The sequence below is a fragment of the Halomonas sp. genome, assembly GCF_034520545.1.
Classification (GTDB): domain Bacteria; phylum Pseudomonadota; class Gammaproteobacteria; order Pseudomonadales; family Halomonadaceae; genus Halomonas.
In genome coordinates this window covers 73,285-87,299 of record NZ_JAXHNN010000003.1, presented here as the reverse complement: position 1 = coordinate 87,299, position 14,015 = coordinate 73,285, and the positions used below count along the sequence as shown (strand labels likewise).

At 64.4% G+C, this 14,015-nt stretch carries 11 protein-coding genes; 2 read left to right on the top strand and 9 right to left on the bottom strand.

The genetic code is table 11. The features are described from left to right. Positions 1–40 precede the first annotated feature (40 nt). A complete protein-coding gene (locus U5L98_RS02385; protein ID WP_322556751.1) occupies positions 41–997 on the bottom strand; it encodes a phosphate ABC transporter substrate-binding protein in 957 nt (318 codons plus the stop codon). A 138-nt stretch (positions 998–1,135) separates the two neighbouring features. Here U5L98_RS02385 and U5L98_RS02380 point away from each other — a divergent pair, with 138 nt between their 5' ends. Beyond that, complete coding sequence (locus tag U5L98_RS02380; protein ID WP_322556750.1) at positions 1,136–1,543, top strand: acyl-CoA thioesterase; 408 nt, start codon at positions 1,136–1,138, stop codon at positions 1,541–1,543. Positions 1,544–1,630: 87 nt separating this feature from the next. On the opposite strand, the gene U5L98_RS02375 is transcribed toward U5L98_RS02380, so the two are convergent. The 3 genes from U5L98_RS02375 to hexR form a co-directional block, all read right to left on the bottom strand. Further along, positions 1,631–2,731: a TRAP transporter substrate-binding protein gene (locus tag U5L98_RS02375; RefSeq protein WP_322556749.1), complete on the bottom strand. Its 1,101-nt coding sequence runs from the start codon at positions 2,729–2,731 to the stop codon at positions 1,631–1,633. Between the two features lie 122 nt (positions 2,732–2,853). Beyond that, positions 2,854–5,058: a DNA helicase II gene (uvrD, locus tag U5L98_RS02370; protein ID WP_322556748.1), complete on the bottom strand. Its 2,205-nt coding sequence runs from the start codon at positions 5,056–5,058 to the stop codon at positions 2,854–2,856. 112 nt (positions 5,059–5,170) lie between these two features. Beyond that, the gene (gene hexR, locus U5L98_RS02365) at positions 5,171–6,034 is read right to left on the bottom strand and encodes a transcriptional regulator HexR (protein ID WP_322556747.1); all 864 of its coding nucleotides are present in this window, start codon (positions 6,032–6,034) and stop codon (positions 5,171–5,173) included. Positions 6,035–6,280: 246 nt separating this feature from the next. Here hexR and U5L98_RS02360 point away from each other — a divergent pair, with 246 nt between their 5' ends. After that, positions 6,281–6,496 (top strand): PA3496 family putative envelope integrity protein, encoded by a 216-nt coding sequence (locus U5L98_RS02360; RefSeq protein WP_322556746.1) that lies wholly within the window; start codon positions 6,281–6,283, stop codon positions 6,494–6,496. Between the two features lie 78 nt (positions 6,497–6,574). Here the strand turns inward: U5L98_RS02360 and U5L98_RS02355 are convergent, their stop codons facing one another. From U5L98_RS02355 to U5L98_RS02335, 5 genes are all read right to left on the bottom strand, one after another. Further along, positions 6,575–7,915 carry a sodium-dependent transporter gene (locus U5L98_RS02355; RefSeq protein ID WP_322556745.1) on the bottom strand — a complete coding sequence of 447 codons (1,341 nt, stop codon included), beginning with the start codon at positions 7,913–7,915 and terminating at the stop codon, positions 6,575–6,577. Between the two features lie 873 nt (positions 7,916–8,788). Continuing rightward, entirely contained in the window at positions 8,789–10,624 is a 1,836-nt protein-coding gene (gene glmS / locus U5L98_RS02350; protein ID WP_322556744.1) for a glutamine--fructose-6-phosphate transaminase (isomerizing), read from the bottom strand. 13 nt (positions 10,625–10,637) lie between these two features. After that, positions 10,638–12,005 (bottom strand): bifunctional UDP-N-acetylglucosamine diphosphorylase/glucosamine-1-phosphate N-acetyltransferase GlmU, encoded by a 1,368-nt coding sequence (glmU, locus tag U5L98_RS02345; protein WP_322557059.1) that lies wholly within the window; start codon positions 12,003–12,005, stop codon positions 10,638–10,640. A 33-nt stretch (positions 12,006–12,038) separates the two neighbouring features. Further along, positions 12,039–13,148 (bottom strand): FAD:protein FMN transferase, encoded by a 1,110-nt coding sequence (locus tag U5L98_RS02340; RefSeq protein ID WP_322556743.1) that lies wholly within the window; start codon positions 13,146–13,148, stop codon positions 12,039–12,041. After that, positions 13,145–13,954, bottom strand: coding sequence for an undecaprenyl-diphosphate phosphatase (locus tag U5L98_RS02335; RefSeq protein WP_322556742.1), 810 nt, complete (start codon positions 13,952–13,954; stop codon positions 13,145–13,147). The genes U5L98_RS02340 and U5L98_RS02335 overlap by 4 nt, the downstream gene beginning before the upstream one ends. Positions 13,955–14,015: the final 61 nt, after the last annotated feature.

The window sequence follows — 14,015 nt, the reverse complement described above, 5'->3', positions numbered from 1 at the left end:
CGGAATCGTACGACAGCGTGATGACAGGGAGATGACAGCTTCAGCTACCGGCCTCGTCCAGCCCCAGCCCACGTCGCTGGTCCAGGCGTCTCGCCTCGGGAAGCGCCACGAACCCCAGCTCCTCGACGATCGCCTGGCCGTCCGGCGACAGCACCAGGTCGATGAAGGCACGCTCGGCGGCCGGTAGGGACTCGCCGGGGGGCAAGTTGAGATAAAGATAGAGATCTCGGGACAGCGCATAGTCGCCGCGCTGCACCGCCTCGGGGTCGGGAAAGTGGCGCCTGCCCTCGGAATCGCGGCGTGCCAGAGCTTTCACGCCTGGCGTGAGATGGTTGAGCCCGGCGTAGCCGATGGCTCGCGGGTCCTCCGCCACCGCCGCCACCACTGCGGCGGACCCCGGGTGCTCGTTGACCTCGGGACGAAAATAGCCATCACAGAGCGCGATCCGTCGGAATAGCCCATGAGTACCGGATGCCGCATTGCGGCCATGTAGACGAATGCGCCCCTCGGGCCTGTCGAGCCCAAGCTGACGCCATTGGTGAACTCCTTCACGTGCACCGCAACGCCGGGAGTCGGAAAAGATGGCATCCAGCTCGTGCCCCTCCAGGCTCTCGAGGGGGTTGTGGCGGTGGACCACGACCACCAGGGCGTCCCGGGCTACCGCCAGCTCCCGCGGCGGATAGCCCTGGCGCTCGATGAAGGCCCGACGCTCGGCCTCGCTCATGGGCCGCGACATGGGCCCCAGACGGGTGGTGCCAGCCATCAGGGCCGGCGGTGCGCTGGCTGACCCGCTAGCCTGCAGTTGCAAGCGGATACCGGGATGCTGGCGGCTCAGCGCCTCGCCCCAGCGCAGCATCAGCCCTGCCATGGTATCGGAACCCATGGCACCCAGGATACCGGCGATCTCCTCGGCCTGAACCTGAGCTTGGACCTGAGGTAGAGCGAGTGCGACCAACAGCAGCCAGGGAGCCAGGCAACGACGCAGGACGGCAGACATGACAGCTTCCTCGATGAAGGGATGAACCTGTCAGGCAAGAGGCATCTTGTCGCAACGGTGGTGAACCGATGGCCACGCCATATACCATGACGACCTGATCGACGCCCCACAACAACAACCCGAATCACTCAGGCTTCCATGACAGACATCGACGATATCCCCGCCCCCCAAGGACACTTGACCCTCAAGCAGTTGGCCAGCCGCCAGGAGACCAACCTGCACGGCGACATTCCAGGCGGCTGGCTGGTCGCACGGATGGACCAGGCCGCCGAGCTGGCTGCCGGCAGCGAGGCCCGAGGCCGCACGGCCACCGTGGCCATCGAGGCCATGGACTTCCTCTGCCCGGTGCGAGTGGGCTCGATGGTCAACATCTTCACCCGGGTCAACGAGATCGGCCACAGCTCGATCAAGATCGACGTGGAAGTATGGATCCGTGCCCTACATGAGCGCGACTCCGACGAGCTGCACAAGGTCACCGAGGCCCGCTTCGTGATGGTCGCCCTGGACGATAATGGGCGGATTCGTGCCGTGTGCCAGGACGACTGACGCCGTCGTCGAGTGATACCGCCATCCCCAGAGTGAAAATGGGCGCCGCAGGGGCGCCCATGACAAGGTGGCGAGGGATACCGGTTCTCAGACGCCAACCTTTTCGCGTGTCTTCAGGTAGGCGAATTCGCCAACGTCCGTGAAGCGCCGCACCTTCTGCTGGAAGGCGGTGTAGGAATCATAAACCTTTTTGGACTCCGCATCGGTTTCCACCTGATCCTCGAGCACCTTCTGGGAAGACGCATAGAGCGCCTTGAGAACTTCCTCCGGGAAGGTGCGCAGTTCCACGCCGTGCTCGCTGACCAGGGCATCGAGCGCCTCAGCGTTGCGCACCGCAAACTCGCTGATCATCGCCAGGTTTGAAGCCATGGCCGCTTCGCTGACCACCGCCTTGAGGTCATCGGGCAAGGCGTTCCAGGCATCCAGGTTGACCGTGCCCTCGAGGATGGCACTGGGCTCGTTCCAGGCCGAGGTGTAGTAGTACTTGGCCACCTGATGAAGGCCGAAGGCCAGGTCATTGTAGGGGCCGACCCAGTCGGCGGCATCCAGCACGCCGGTCTGCAGGGAGGTGAAGATCTCGGACCCCGGGGTGCTCACGGTGGTCACGCCGATGCCGTTCATGGCCTCCCCGGCCAGACCCGGCAACCGCAGCTTGAGGCCCTGCATGTCCTCCAGCGAGTTGATCTCCTTCTTGAACCAGCCGGCCATCTGGGTGCCGGTGTTGCCCACCGGGAAGGGCTTGAGATTGTGCTTGGCATACACCTCGTCCCAAAGCTCCTGACCACCACCATAGTAGAGCCAGGCATTGGTCTCGGTAGTGTTCATGCCGAAGGGCACGGCGGTGAAAAACTGTGAAGCCAGAGTCTTGCCGCGCCAGTAGTAGGAAGCGGAGTGGCCCATCTGGGCGGTACCCTGGGCCACCGCATCAAACACCTCCATGGCGGGCACCAGTTCACCCGCGCCATGCACACGGACCTTCATGCGGCCACCGGAGAGGCGCTCGATACGCGCGGCGAAATCGTTGGCCCCGGTACCCAGCGCCGGAAAGTTTTTGGGCCAGGAGGTCACCATGTCCCAGGTGATGGTCTCCTGGGCACTGGCGGTAGAAATGAAAGGGGCGGCGACGGCACCGGCGGCGCCGGCACTCAGGGTCTTGAGGCTGTTCTTGAGAAAGAGGCGACGTTGCATGCGAGCGTGACTCCTAGATGATTGTTATGGCCGCAACAGTTGCGGTTATCAGGCGTGTCCATGACGAGTATGCGTCAAGGCCGAATTGCCGGGCAAGTGCCTGCACCTGACGTCAACGTAAATCAGAGAGGCGTCAGCTTGGCGAACCCCAACACCAGCCACTTGTCGCCCTCGCCCTCGAAGCTGACCTGAACCCGGGCTCGCTCCCCTTCACCCTCGGCATTGAGTATCACCCCCTCGCCGAACACCGGATGGCTGACCCGCTGGCCCAGCGAGAGCGAAGGCAGCTCATTGCCCCCGTCGACCGAGGTCTGCCGCGATAGCCCCATGACGGGACGGGTAGTCACGGGCCGGGAGATCTGACCACGCAGCCGCACCTCCTCGAGAGTCTCCTCGGGCAACTCGCGCAGGAAACGCGAGGCACGCTGGAAGGTCTCCTTGCCATGAAGCCGACGCAGTTCGGCGTGGGTCAGGTAGAGCTTGCGCATGGCGCGGGTGAGGCCCACGTAGCAGAGCCGTCGCTCCTCCTCCAGGCGACCCGGCTCCTCCATGGACATCTTGTGCGGGAACAGGCCCTCTTCTACCCCCGCGATGAAGACCACCGGGAATTCCAGCCCCTTGGCCGAATGCAGGGTCATCAGCTGCACGCAGTCCTCGAACTCGTCGGCCTCATGGTCACCGGCGTTAAGCGCAGCTTCGGAAAGGAAGGCCTCCAGCGCCGCAGGTCCCTCACCGGCCTCGGGAGGGTCGAAGGATTCCCCCTGGACAAACGCCTTGGCGGCGGTGACCAGCTCCTCGAGGTTCTCGACCCGAGCCTGCCCCTTCTCGCCTTTCTCGCTGCGATGGTGCTCGATTAGGCCGGAAGTCTCGATGACATGGTCGATGATCTCGTGGAGCGCCAGGCCGGCGGTGTCGTTGTCGAGTCGCTCGATCAGGTCGGCGAAGGCCCGCACCGCCGACGCAGCCCGTCCCTTGAGCGAGGTATCCAGCAGAGCATCGGAAAGGGCCTGCCACAGCGAGACTTCGCTCTGTCGGGCGCGGGCGCGCAGCACCTCCACGGTGCGGGTGCCGATGCCGCGGGCCGGGACGTTGATCACCCGCTCCAGGGAGGCGTCGTCGTCACGGTTGAGCAACAATCTCAGGTAAGCCAGGGCATTCTTGATCTCCAGGCGCTCGTAGAAGCGCTGTCCGCCGTAGATGCGGTAGGGCACTCCCTGGCGAATCAGGGTCTCCTCCAGTACCCGGGACTGGGCGTTGGAACGGTAAAGGATGGCGATCTCGCGCCGGTTGGTGCCCTCATCGACCTTCTCGCGGATGGTGTCGACGATGAAGCGTGCCTCGTCCAGATCGTTGAAGCCCGAGTAAACGGAGATCGGCTCGCCCCTGGCGCCGTCGGTCCACAGCTCCTTGCCCATTCGCCCTGCATTGTGGCGGATCAGGGCATTGGCGGCATCGAGAATGGCGCTGGTGGAGCGATAGTTCTGCTCGAGGCGCACGGTCATGGTCGCGGGGAATTCCTGTTCGAAGCGTCGGATGTTCTCGATGCGCGCCCCGCGCCAGCCGTATATCGACTGGTCGTCATCGCCCACCACGGTCATCGGGGTCTTCATGCCGGTAAGCAGCTTGAGCCAGGCGTACTGCAGGGTATTGGTATCCTGGAACTCATCGACCAGCACATGACCGAAGCGCTCCTGGTAGTGGGCCAGCAACGCCGGGTTGTCCCGCAGCAGCTCCAGGCTGCGCAGCAGCAGCTCGCCAAAGTCCACCAGGCCGCCACGCTCGCAGGTCAGCTGGTAGCGCTCATAGAGCTCGACCATCTGGGCCAGATAGGCATCGCCATGGGCATCGACCTGGTGGGGGCGCAGCCCTTCCTCCTTGCAGCCGGAGATGAACGACTGCACCTGGCGTGGCGGGAAGCGCTCGTCATCGATGCGATGGTCCTTGAGCAGGCGCTTGACCAGCCGCAACTGGTCGTCGCTGTCGATGATCTGAAAGTGCTGGGGCAGCCGGGCGTCCTGCCAGTGGGTGCGCAGCAGCCGATGGGCGATGGAGTGGAAGGTCCCCACCCAGACATTGCGCAGGGAGATGCCCAGCAGGGCCTCAAGGCGGGTGCGCATCTCGCGGGCCGCCTTGTTGGTGAAGGTCACGGCGAGCACCGCATAGGGCGAGAGCCCCTCGGCCTGCATCAGCCAAGCGATACGGTGTACCAGTACCCGGGTCTTGCCCGAACCGGCCCCCGCCAGCACCAGCATGTTGCCCTGGGGCGCGCTGACGGCCTCGCGCTGGGCCGGATTCATGTGGTCGAGAATCGCCGTGACGTCGTCCATGGGGAGGGCATCGCTGCTCGGAAAATGGGCAAACATCTTAGCATACTGGCCGCTTCAGAGCCGGCCCCGCCACGAACAGGAAACACTCGGGGCTTATCCCCGGCGCCCCGTTCTACGGCTTCCCGTCCTGCTCGGGGAAACGCAGCGGGTTGAGGCTCTTCTTCACCTCGCGGAGCTGCTCGGCGAGTTTCGGGCCGCGGGTCTTGGCCACGCCCACCGCCAGCACGTCGACCAGCACCAGATGGGCGATGCGCGAGCTCATCGGGGTATAGATCTCGGTATCCTCGTGGACGTCGATGTAGAGCGGCAGGGTGACCTCCTCGGCCAGCGGCGAGCCGCTGGGGCAGAGGCCGATTACCGTGGCGCCGGCCTCGCGGGCCATGCGCACGCTGGCTACCAGCGCCCGGGTGCGGCCGGTCTGGGAGATCGCCACCACCACGTCACCCTCGTTCAGGGTCACCGCCGACATGTTCTGCATGTGCGGGTCGGTGTAGGCCGCGGTGGAGATCTGCAGTCGGAAGAACTTGTGCTGGGCATCGAAGGCCACGGCCCCGGAGGCGCCGAAGCCATAGAACTCTACGCGGTTGGCCATGGTCAGGGCGTTGATGGCCTGGCTCAAGGCCTGGTTGTCGAGTCGATCGCGCACCGAAAGCAGGGTGCCCACGGTGGAGTCGAAGATACTCTGGGAGAATTCCGCCACCGAATCGCTGTCGTTCATCGAGAACTGAGCGAACTGGCTGCCCGAGGCCAGCATCTGCGCCAGTTGGAGCTTGAAGTCCTGGAAACCATTGCATCCCAGGGCGCGGCAGAAGCGTACCACGGTGGGTTCGCTGACCTTGGCCTCGGTGGCCAGGTCGACAATGCGCATGTGGATCACTTCTTCGGGCTGGCGCAGCACGAAGCGCGCGACCTTCTGCTCGGAGCGGCGAAAGTGCTCCATGCGACGTCTCATCTCATCGAACAGGGCGCGGCTCACGCGGAACTCCTTGCGGACTGGCCATCCCGCGACGAAGGCGAGGCGGCGAAAAGATTCACGGACTGATGCCTCCAGTATGCCCCAAGCCGGCGGCCAATGCGTCCTTCAACGCCAGCGCAAGGCCGTGGCCATGACATCAGCGAGCGTTGGCACAGCGTTGTTCACTCACAATCCATGCCGTCATCATTCTGTCAAGTGGGGTATAGTAAAAAGTGCAGTGTCGCGAAGTCTTATGGAGAGTCGGTCATGCGCAATGTCGAACGGGTATCCTCCCTCAAGAATGAGCTCCTCGACATCTACATGAGTATGGAAGTCGTCGAACATGAGCAGCGTTCTCGCACCGCCGCCCAGCGCAATAGGCGCGCCCGGCGCGGCATCGAACTGCACAATGAATTCAAGCGACTGAGCCGGGACATCGCTCCGCTCCCCGACGAGGAACTGGCGGAAGACGAGATGCACTGACGCCGCATCATGCGATGAGCCCCGCCAGGGCGGGGCTCATCGGGGACTTTTCGCACCGGGCTGTCCGGTGGTCAGGTCTCATAGGCTCGAGACGAACACCAAGACCACGCCGATTGGGGCCACGAAACGGGATACCACGTGCCACAGCGTCGCCTGCCCACCGGAGAGATTCAGCTCGGTGGTAACGCTGTCGCGATCCAGTTGCCAGGCCACGAAAAGGATGGCCCCCAGACCGGTCAACGGCAGCAGGAACTTGCTGGTAAAGGTATCCAGCAGGTCGAAGACGTTCAGACCCAGGATCAGGAAGCCGTCCCAGACGTTGAACGACATCAGCGCTGCAATGCCCAGCGCCCATACCGCCACACCGCTCACCAGGGTGGCCGCCATCCGCGAGAGTGGGGTGCGCTCCTCCATCAGTTCCACCACTGGCTCCAGCAACGAGATCGCCGAGGTCAGCGCCGCGAAGGTCAGCAGCAGGAAGAACATCAGGCCGAGGATCATGCCACCGGTCATGTTGCCGAAGGCCAGCGGCAGGGTGACGAAGATCAGGCCGGGACCCTCGCCCGGGCTCAGTCCATTGGCGAAGACAATGGGGAAGATGGCCAGCCCCGCCAGCAGGGCGATGGCGGTATCCAGGATGATCACCGTGCGGGCAGTACCAATCAGGTTGACGTCCTCGCCCAGATAAGAGCCATAAGCCATCATGATGCCCATGCCCAGCGACAGGGTGAAGAAGGCCTGGCCCATGGCCGCCAGCACCACCTCGCCGGTCACCGCACCCCAGTCGGGGCTGAACATGAAGGCCAGTGCTTCGCCGAAGTGGCCGGTGGTCATGCCGTAGCCCACCAGCACCAGCATCAGCACCACCAGCGCAGGCATCAAGGTGCGCACGGCGCCCTCCAGGCCCTTGGTAACGCCACGCGCCACGATCCAGATCACCAGTGCCATGAAGGCGGTATGCCATAGGGTCAGTGCCACCGGGTTGCCCAGTAGACCGGTGAATATCTCGCTGACACCATCGGCATCCTGGCCGCTGAAGGCGCCGGTCACCGAACCGAGGGTATAAGAGAGCGACCAGCCACCGATCACGCTGTAGAAGGAGAGAATCAAGAAGGCGGCTAGCACCCCGCTGGCCCCGACCAGCGCCCAGGCGGGCAGTCGGCCATTCTTGCGGGCCAGGTCGAGCATGGAATTGATCGGGTTCTCCTGGCCGCGGCGGCCGATCAGCCATTCCGCCACCAGGATCGGTAGGCCCACCAAGGCCACGCAGGCCAGGTAGATGAGCACGAAGGCCGCGCCCCCGCTATCACCCACCATGTAGGAAAAGCGCCAGATATTGCCTAGCCCCACCGCCGAACCGGTGGCAGCCAGGATGAAGGCCATCTTCGATGACCACTGTGCGTGGGAAAGTTTCGACATGTTTCACCCTGAGAGTACGTGTCGCCAACGGCCGATCTGGCGCGATGACGGCTTGTGCTTGTCATTGCCACGTCCAGGACGTCATGGGTCACACGACGCCGTCCAGAGCATGACAGGATCCAGGCAGGATCGCTGCCGTGTCGCGTCTCGCGCGATCCGACCGGTAAAACTATCCGATCAAACGCTCGGTGACCAGCCATGGAGGCGAGATTCTCCCCCCGACTTTGGGCGTAGAGCGAGGGCCTGGCGCTACCCCTGAACAGCCTCACCTGGCGCTCACCGGCGAAGGCCTCGTAGGCAGAAATGAACAGTGTTCGAAAAGCCGGAAATACTGGCGAGGTACCTATTCCGGTGCCTCGCGATTGTCCAAGGTATACACCATCAGGCAAGAGGTTTTCCCCTGATTTATCCACAGGATGTGACGTTCAATCCAGGGAGAGTAACAGCGGTTTTTAAGGGCAACATCCAGATGGACGAGGAAAAATACCGGCGGGCAGTCTCCCGTGGAAAGCACGTGTAATGGGGCTCTCGGCTTTTCGGGCTGGGCGTGCTGGTCCTTCGACTAGGCACCGGACGAGGTAGCGAAGAGTACGCGCAGGCCAGGCACCACGAGCTTCGCGCCGTAAGTTATCAACATTCGGTCAAGGGCCTTCTCGACCCTCCCCCTGTGGAAGAATTTCCTGTGGCGCGCGCTCCACTGCGCAAGGTATCCCTGCCAGGCCGCGTGCCAACGGTTGGTCCAGCCAGGATAGCTCGGCAGGACCGAAATTCCTTGGCAGCAGTACCATCATCGGACCAAGCCGGTCATGCAGCGGAGAGAGCACTTCAAGGAAAGCATCGAGATCCGCGATGCCAGCGAGACACCGCGCTACTTCACTCCACGGTGACGGACTTGGCCAGGTTGCGCGGCTGGTCCACGTCGGTGCCCTTGAGCACAGCCACGTGGTAGCTGAGCAACTGCAGCGGCACGGTATAGAGAATCGGCGCCAACGCCTCGTGCACATGAGGCAGATGAATCACCCGTATCCCCTCGGCCTCCTCGAGGCCGACGCCCTCGTCGGCAAAGACGAATAATTCACCGCCACGGGCCCGCACCTCCTGGAGGTTGGACTTGAGCTTGTCGAGGAGCTCGTCGTTGGGTGCCACGGAGACGACCGGCATCTCGCTGTCGACCAGCGCCAGGGGTCCATGCTTGAGCTCTCCCGCCGGATAGGCCTCGGCGTGGATGTAGGAGATCTCCTTGAGCTTGAGCGCACCCTCCAGGGCGATGGGAAAATGAGCACCGCGCCCCAGGAAAAGCGCATGGTGCTTCTCGGCGAAGGCCATGGAGAGCCGCTCGATGGCCGGGTCCAACTCGAGCACCCGTGCCACCAGGCCAGGAAGTCCGCGCAGTGCCGTCACCAGATCGGCCTGGACCCCCGCGTCGAGCCCCTTCACCCGACCCAGCGCCAGGGTCAGCAGCATCAGAGCCGTAAGCTGAGTGGTGAAGGCCTTGGTCGACGCCACGCCGATCTCGGGGCCGGCCCGGGTCATCAGGGTCAGGTCCGATTCGCGCACCAGCGAACTGCCCGGCACGTTACAGATCGCCAGGCTGGCAAGATAGCCGCGCTCGCGGGCGAAGCGAAGTGCGGCCAAGGTATCGGCGGTCTCGCCGGACTGGGAGAGGGTCACGAAGAGGGTTCCTTCGGGAACCACCACCTGGCGATAGCGATACTCCGAGGCGACCTCCACCTGCACCGGCACCCCGGCATAGCGCTCCAACCAGTAGCGAGCCACCATGCCCGCATGATAGCTGGTGCCGCAGGCAACGATGTGGATCTGTCTGGCCTGCCGAAAGAGTGCCTCGGCCTCGGGACCGAAACTCTCCACCAGCGCCAAACGCTCGCCGAGGCGCCCCTCCAGGGCGGCGGCGATCACCATCGGCTGCTCGTGAATCTCCTTGAGCATGAAGTGGCGATAGTCGCCCTTGCTGGCGGCGCCGTCGCCATGCTCGAAGGTCTGTACCTCACGCTCGACCGCACTGCCCTGGGCATCGAACACCTCGATGCGACCGCCGGCAGAGAGGCGCACCGCATCGCCCTCATGCAGGTAGATGAAACGGTCGGTGACCTGCAGCAGGGCCAGGGGATCGGAGGCCAGGAAGGCCTCTTCAATACCCACTCCCACCACCAGAGGGCTGCCCTTGCGGGCCCCGATGACGGCGTCGGGCTCCTCGGCATGAATCACCCCCAGTGCATAGGCACCATCCAGCCGGGCCAGCACCCGCCGCACGGCGGTGAGCAGGTCGCCTTCCTGGCGGCTCTCCCTCTCCAGCAGATGGGCGATCACCTCGGTGTCGGTCTCCGAGGTGAAAGTGTAGCCCTCGGCCTCGAGATCACGACGCAGGGCCTCGTGATTCTCGATGATGCCGTTGTGCACCACTGCCAGGCGCTCGCCGGACTGGTGGGGATGGGCGTTCGCCTCGCTGGGGCGGCCATGGGTCGCCCAGCGGGTATGGGCGATCCCGCTGCGTCCCGGCAGCGGCTCGTTGACAAGGCGCTCCTCCAGGGCCGCCACCTTGCCCAGGGCACGACGCCGCTGCAGGTTGCTATCTGGCGCGAGCACCGCCATCCCGGCGGAGTCATAGCCGCGATATTCCAGGCGCTTCAGCCCCTCCAGCAGGATGCCCTGGACGTTGCGTTCGGCAACGGCACCGACGATTCCACACATACGAACACTCTCCTCAGGGTTCCTGGCGCTTGGCCGGCCGCGGCCAGTCGGCCTTGCTGATCTGGCGACCCCGGGAGACGGCCAGGGCGTTGTCGGGGACGTCCTTGCTGAGGGTCGAGCCGGCGCCAACGGTGGCGCCCTTGCCGACGCTGACCGGCGCCACCAGGGCGGTATTGGAGCCGATGAAGGCCTCATCGTCGATCTCGGTACGGTGCTTGTTGACGCCGTCGTAGTTGCAGGTGATGGTCCCGGCGCCAATATTGACGTCGCGCCCCAGACGGGCGTCGCCCACATAGCTCAGGTGGTTGATCTTGCTGCCCTCGCCCACCTCGACGTTCTTGGTCTCTACGAAGTTGCCGATCCTGGCGCCCACCGCCAGTCGTGAGCCGGGCCGCAATCGGGCGAAGGGGCCGATGCGGTTGTGACCCGCCACCACCGCCCCATCGAGAACGCTATGAGGTTCAATCACACTCTCGGCACCAACATGGCTGTCGCGGATCACGCAGTGGGAACCTATACGCACCCCTTCGCCCAATTCCACCTCACCCTCGAAGACACAGCCCACATCGATCTCCACATCGTGGCCACAGGTCAGGCGTCCGCGCACGTCGAGGCGCCCCGGGTCGGCGAGCGCGACGCCCTGCTCCATCAGCCGTTCGGCGATGTCGTGTTGGAGGGCGCGCTCTAGGCGGGCCATCTGGGCACGATTGTTGACGCCCTCCACTTCAAGAGGGCGCGCCGGCTGGACGGTGGCGATATTTACGCCCTCGGCGGCGGCCATGGCGATAATGTCCGTCAGGTAGTACTCGCCCTGGGCATTGTCGGCGGAAAGCCTCGGCAGCCAGCGCCGAAGCTGGGTAGCTGTCATGGCCATGATGCCAGTGTTGCACTCGCGCACGGCCCGTTCGCTTTCCGAGGCATCCTTGTGCTCGACGATGGCCACCACCTCTCCGGCCGAGTTACGCAGGATGCGCCCGTAGCCCGTGGGGTCTGACAGGGTCACGGTGAGCAGGCCAAGGTGCTGATCGTCAACGTGGGCCAACAGCTCGGCCAGGGTCTCGCGACGGGTCAGCGGCACATCACCGTAGAGCACCAGCACCCTACCTGCGCCGAGCGCTTCGAGGGTCTGAGCCACGGCGTGACCAGTGCCCATCTGCTCGGCCTGCAGGGCGAAGCGAAGCTCGCAGTCGTCCAGCGCTTCACGGACCTGCTCGGCTCCGTGACCGACCACCACATGGGTCCGCTCGGCCTCGAGCCCCCGGGCGGTATCGATTACGTGTCGCACCATCGGCTTGCCGGCCAGGCGATGCAACACCTTGGGCCGGTTCGAGCGCATGCGGGTTCCCTGCCCCGCTGCCAGTATCACCACGTCGAGCGTCATCATGACTCCTTGTCCTGGTTCGTCTTACCAGGCCTATTCTAGGGGGCGCTCGGTATCCCGCGCCATGTCGGATGCCGGTTCATCGATCACGGCCACGCCGAGCTCGTCGATGGTCTCGCGCCCGAAATGGTCCACGAAGGCTGGGCTGGCGAGGCTCGTCCAGCCTTCTCCCTGGCGCACCAGCATCAGCACCGCGAGCGAGCGCTCACGGGCCAGTGACATCCCCGCCTCCTCGCCCAGTACCAGCAGGGCGGTGGCCCAGGCATCGGCCCAGGCATCCGAGGGGTGGATGACGGTCACCGAGGCCAGGCGATGATCGATGGGCCTTCCGGTGCGCGGGTCCAGGGTGTGAGAGTACCGCTGGCCGTTGTGTTCGAAGTAGTTGCGGTAGTCGCCGGAGGTGGCGAGCGCGATATCCTGCAGCGGCAGCACATGCCGGGCGTTCTGGGGACCATCACGGGGAGCCTCGATACCGATACGCCAAGGGGCGGACTCTCCGTCGCGATGGCCGCGTACCTTGACTTCACCACCCAGGTTGACCAGGAAATTGGCGAGTTCCTGCTGGGTCAGGTAGGCCGCCACCCGGTCGGTAGCATGCCCCTTGGCCACGGCAGAAAGATCAACGAACACATCGCGCAGCCGGCGAGCCTGAAGCGCCTGCGCATCGATCTCCAGGCTGTCGGGGCCGATCTCTTTCAGTCGTGCCGTCAGGGTGACCTTGTCCGGAATCTCCCGGGGGCGTGCCTCGGGACCGAAGCTCCACAGGTTCACCAGGCCACCGATGGTCATGTCGAAGGCCCCGTCGCTGGCTTCGGCCACCGACTGGCCAATGGCCAGTACCTCGAGCAGCTCATCGGAAAGCGGCTGCCACTCGCCCAGCGGTGCTTCGTTGAAGACCATAAGCTCGGAATCATCGCGCCAGGTAGACATGGCGGCATCCACCGACTCGAGTTCATCGAGGATACCCGCCTCGAGCTCATCAGCCTCTCGGCGCGTCAGGGGATCGGCGATGACCACCTGGTAGAAGGTGCCGAAGATCTCGCCCTCGAGGGTCACCGGTGAGTCCAGCGGCCGATCGCGTTCAGAACAGCCAACCAGCAGAGTGATCAGCAGAAGCAGCCACAAGAGACGACACACGCTCATGACGGGGAACCTCCGAATAGCCAGATCAGGGCCACACCCAGCACCAGGCGATAGACCACGAAGGGCTGCATGCCGATGCGCTTGATGAAGACCAGGAAGAAGTGAATGCACAGATAGGCACTGACGCCCGAGAGCAGCGATCCAGCCACCAGAGCACCCCAGTCCACCGGACCAGTGGAGCCGGCGAGCCCGACGATCTCCAGGCCACCGGCCAGCACGATCACCGGGATCGACAGCAGGAAGGAGAAGCGCGCAGCGCCCTCACGGTTCAGCCCCAGCAGCAGCCCCGCCGTCATGGTGATGCCGGACCGGGAGGTACCGGGGATCAATGCCAGGGCCTGGGCCAGGCCGATCCAGAGAGCATCCTGCCAGCCAAGGTGGTACTCGTTGCGCGTTCCTCGGCGCCGCCAATCGGCATAGGCGAGCAGCAGGCCGAACCCGATCAGGCCACCGGCGATGACCAACGGCGAGCGCATGACCCCCTCGATGGTGTCCTGGAAGGCCAGTCCCGCAAGCCCCACCGGAATGGTGGCCAGAATAACCCACCAGGCCAGTCGCGCATCCTCATCACAGCCCTGTCCCTCCACGCTGCGACACCAGCTGGCGGTCATGCCGACCAGCTCATGGCGGAAGTAGAGCACGACCGCGCTCAGGCTGCCGATGTGCAGGGCGACGTCGAAGACCAGGCCCTGATCGGTCCAGTCGGTGAAGACCGGCACCAGGATCAGATGGGCTGAGCTGGAGATCGGCAGGAACTCGGTCAAACCCTGAACGATAGAGAGGACGAAGATCTGTAGCCAGTCCATGTAACGGTCCATGTAGGTGGAAGGCGCCGGCACTTTGGCGGTAGCAGAGGATACACATCAG

Coding starts and splice junctions, on each gene's coding strand:
- U5L98_RS02380 (WP_322556750.1), top strand. CDS start 1,136: ATGACAGACATCGACGATATCCCCGCCCCCCAAGGACACTTGACCCTC.
- U5L98_RS02355 (WP_322556745.1), bottom strand. CDS start 7,915: ATGTCGAAACTTTCCCACGCACAGTGGTCATCGAAGATGGCCTTCATC.
- uvrD (WP_322556748.1), bottom strand. CDS start 5,058: ATGGACGACGTCACGGCGATTCTCGACCACATGAATCCGGCCCAGCGC.
- U5L98_RS02335 (WP_322556742.1), bottom strand. CDS start 13,954: ATGGACTGGCTACAGATCTTCGTCCTCTCTATCGTTCAGGGTTTGACC.
- glmU (WP_322557059.1), bottom strand. CDS start 12,005: ATGACGCTCGACGTGGTGATACTGGCAGCGGGGCAGGGAACCCGCATG.
- U5L98_RS02340 (WP_322556743.1), bottom strand. CDS start 13,148: ATGAGCGTGTGTCGTCTCTTGTGGCTGCTTCTGCTGATCACTCTGCTG.
- U5L98_RS02375 (WP_322556749.1), bottom strand. CDS start 2,731: ATGCAACGTCGCCTCTTTCTCAAGAACAGCCTCAAGACCCTGAGTGCC.
- U5L98_RS02360 (WP_322556746.1), top strand. CDS start 6,281: ATGCGCAATGTCGAACGGGTATCCTCCCTCAAGAATGAGCTCCTCGAC.
- U5L98_RS02385 (WP_322556751.1), bottom strand. CDS start 997: ATGTCTGCCGTCCTGCGTCGTTGCCTGGCTCCCTGGCTGCTGTTGGTC.
- glmS (WP_322556744.1), bottom strand. CDS start 10,624: ATGTGTGGAATCGTCGGTGCCGTTGCCGAACGCAACGTCCAGGGCATC.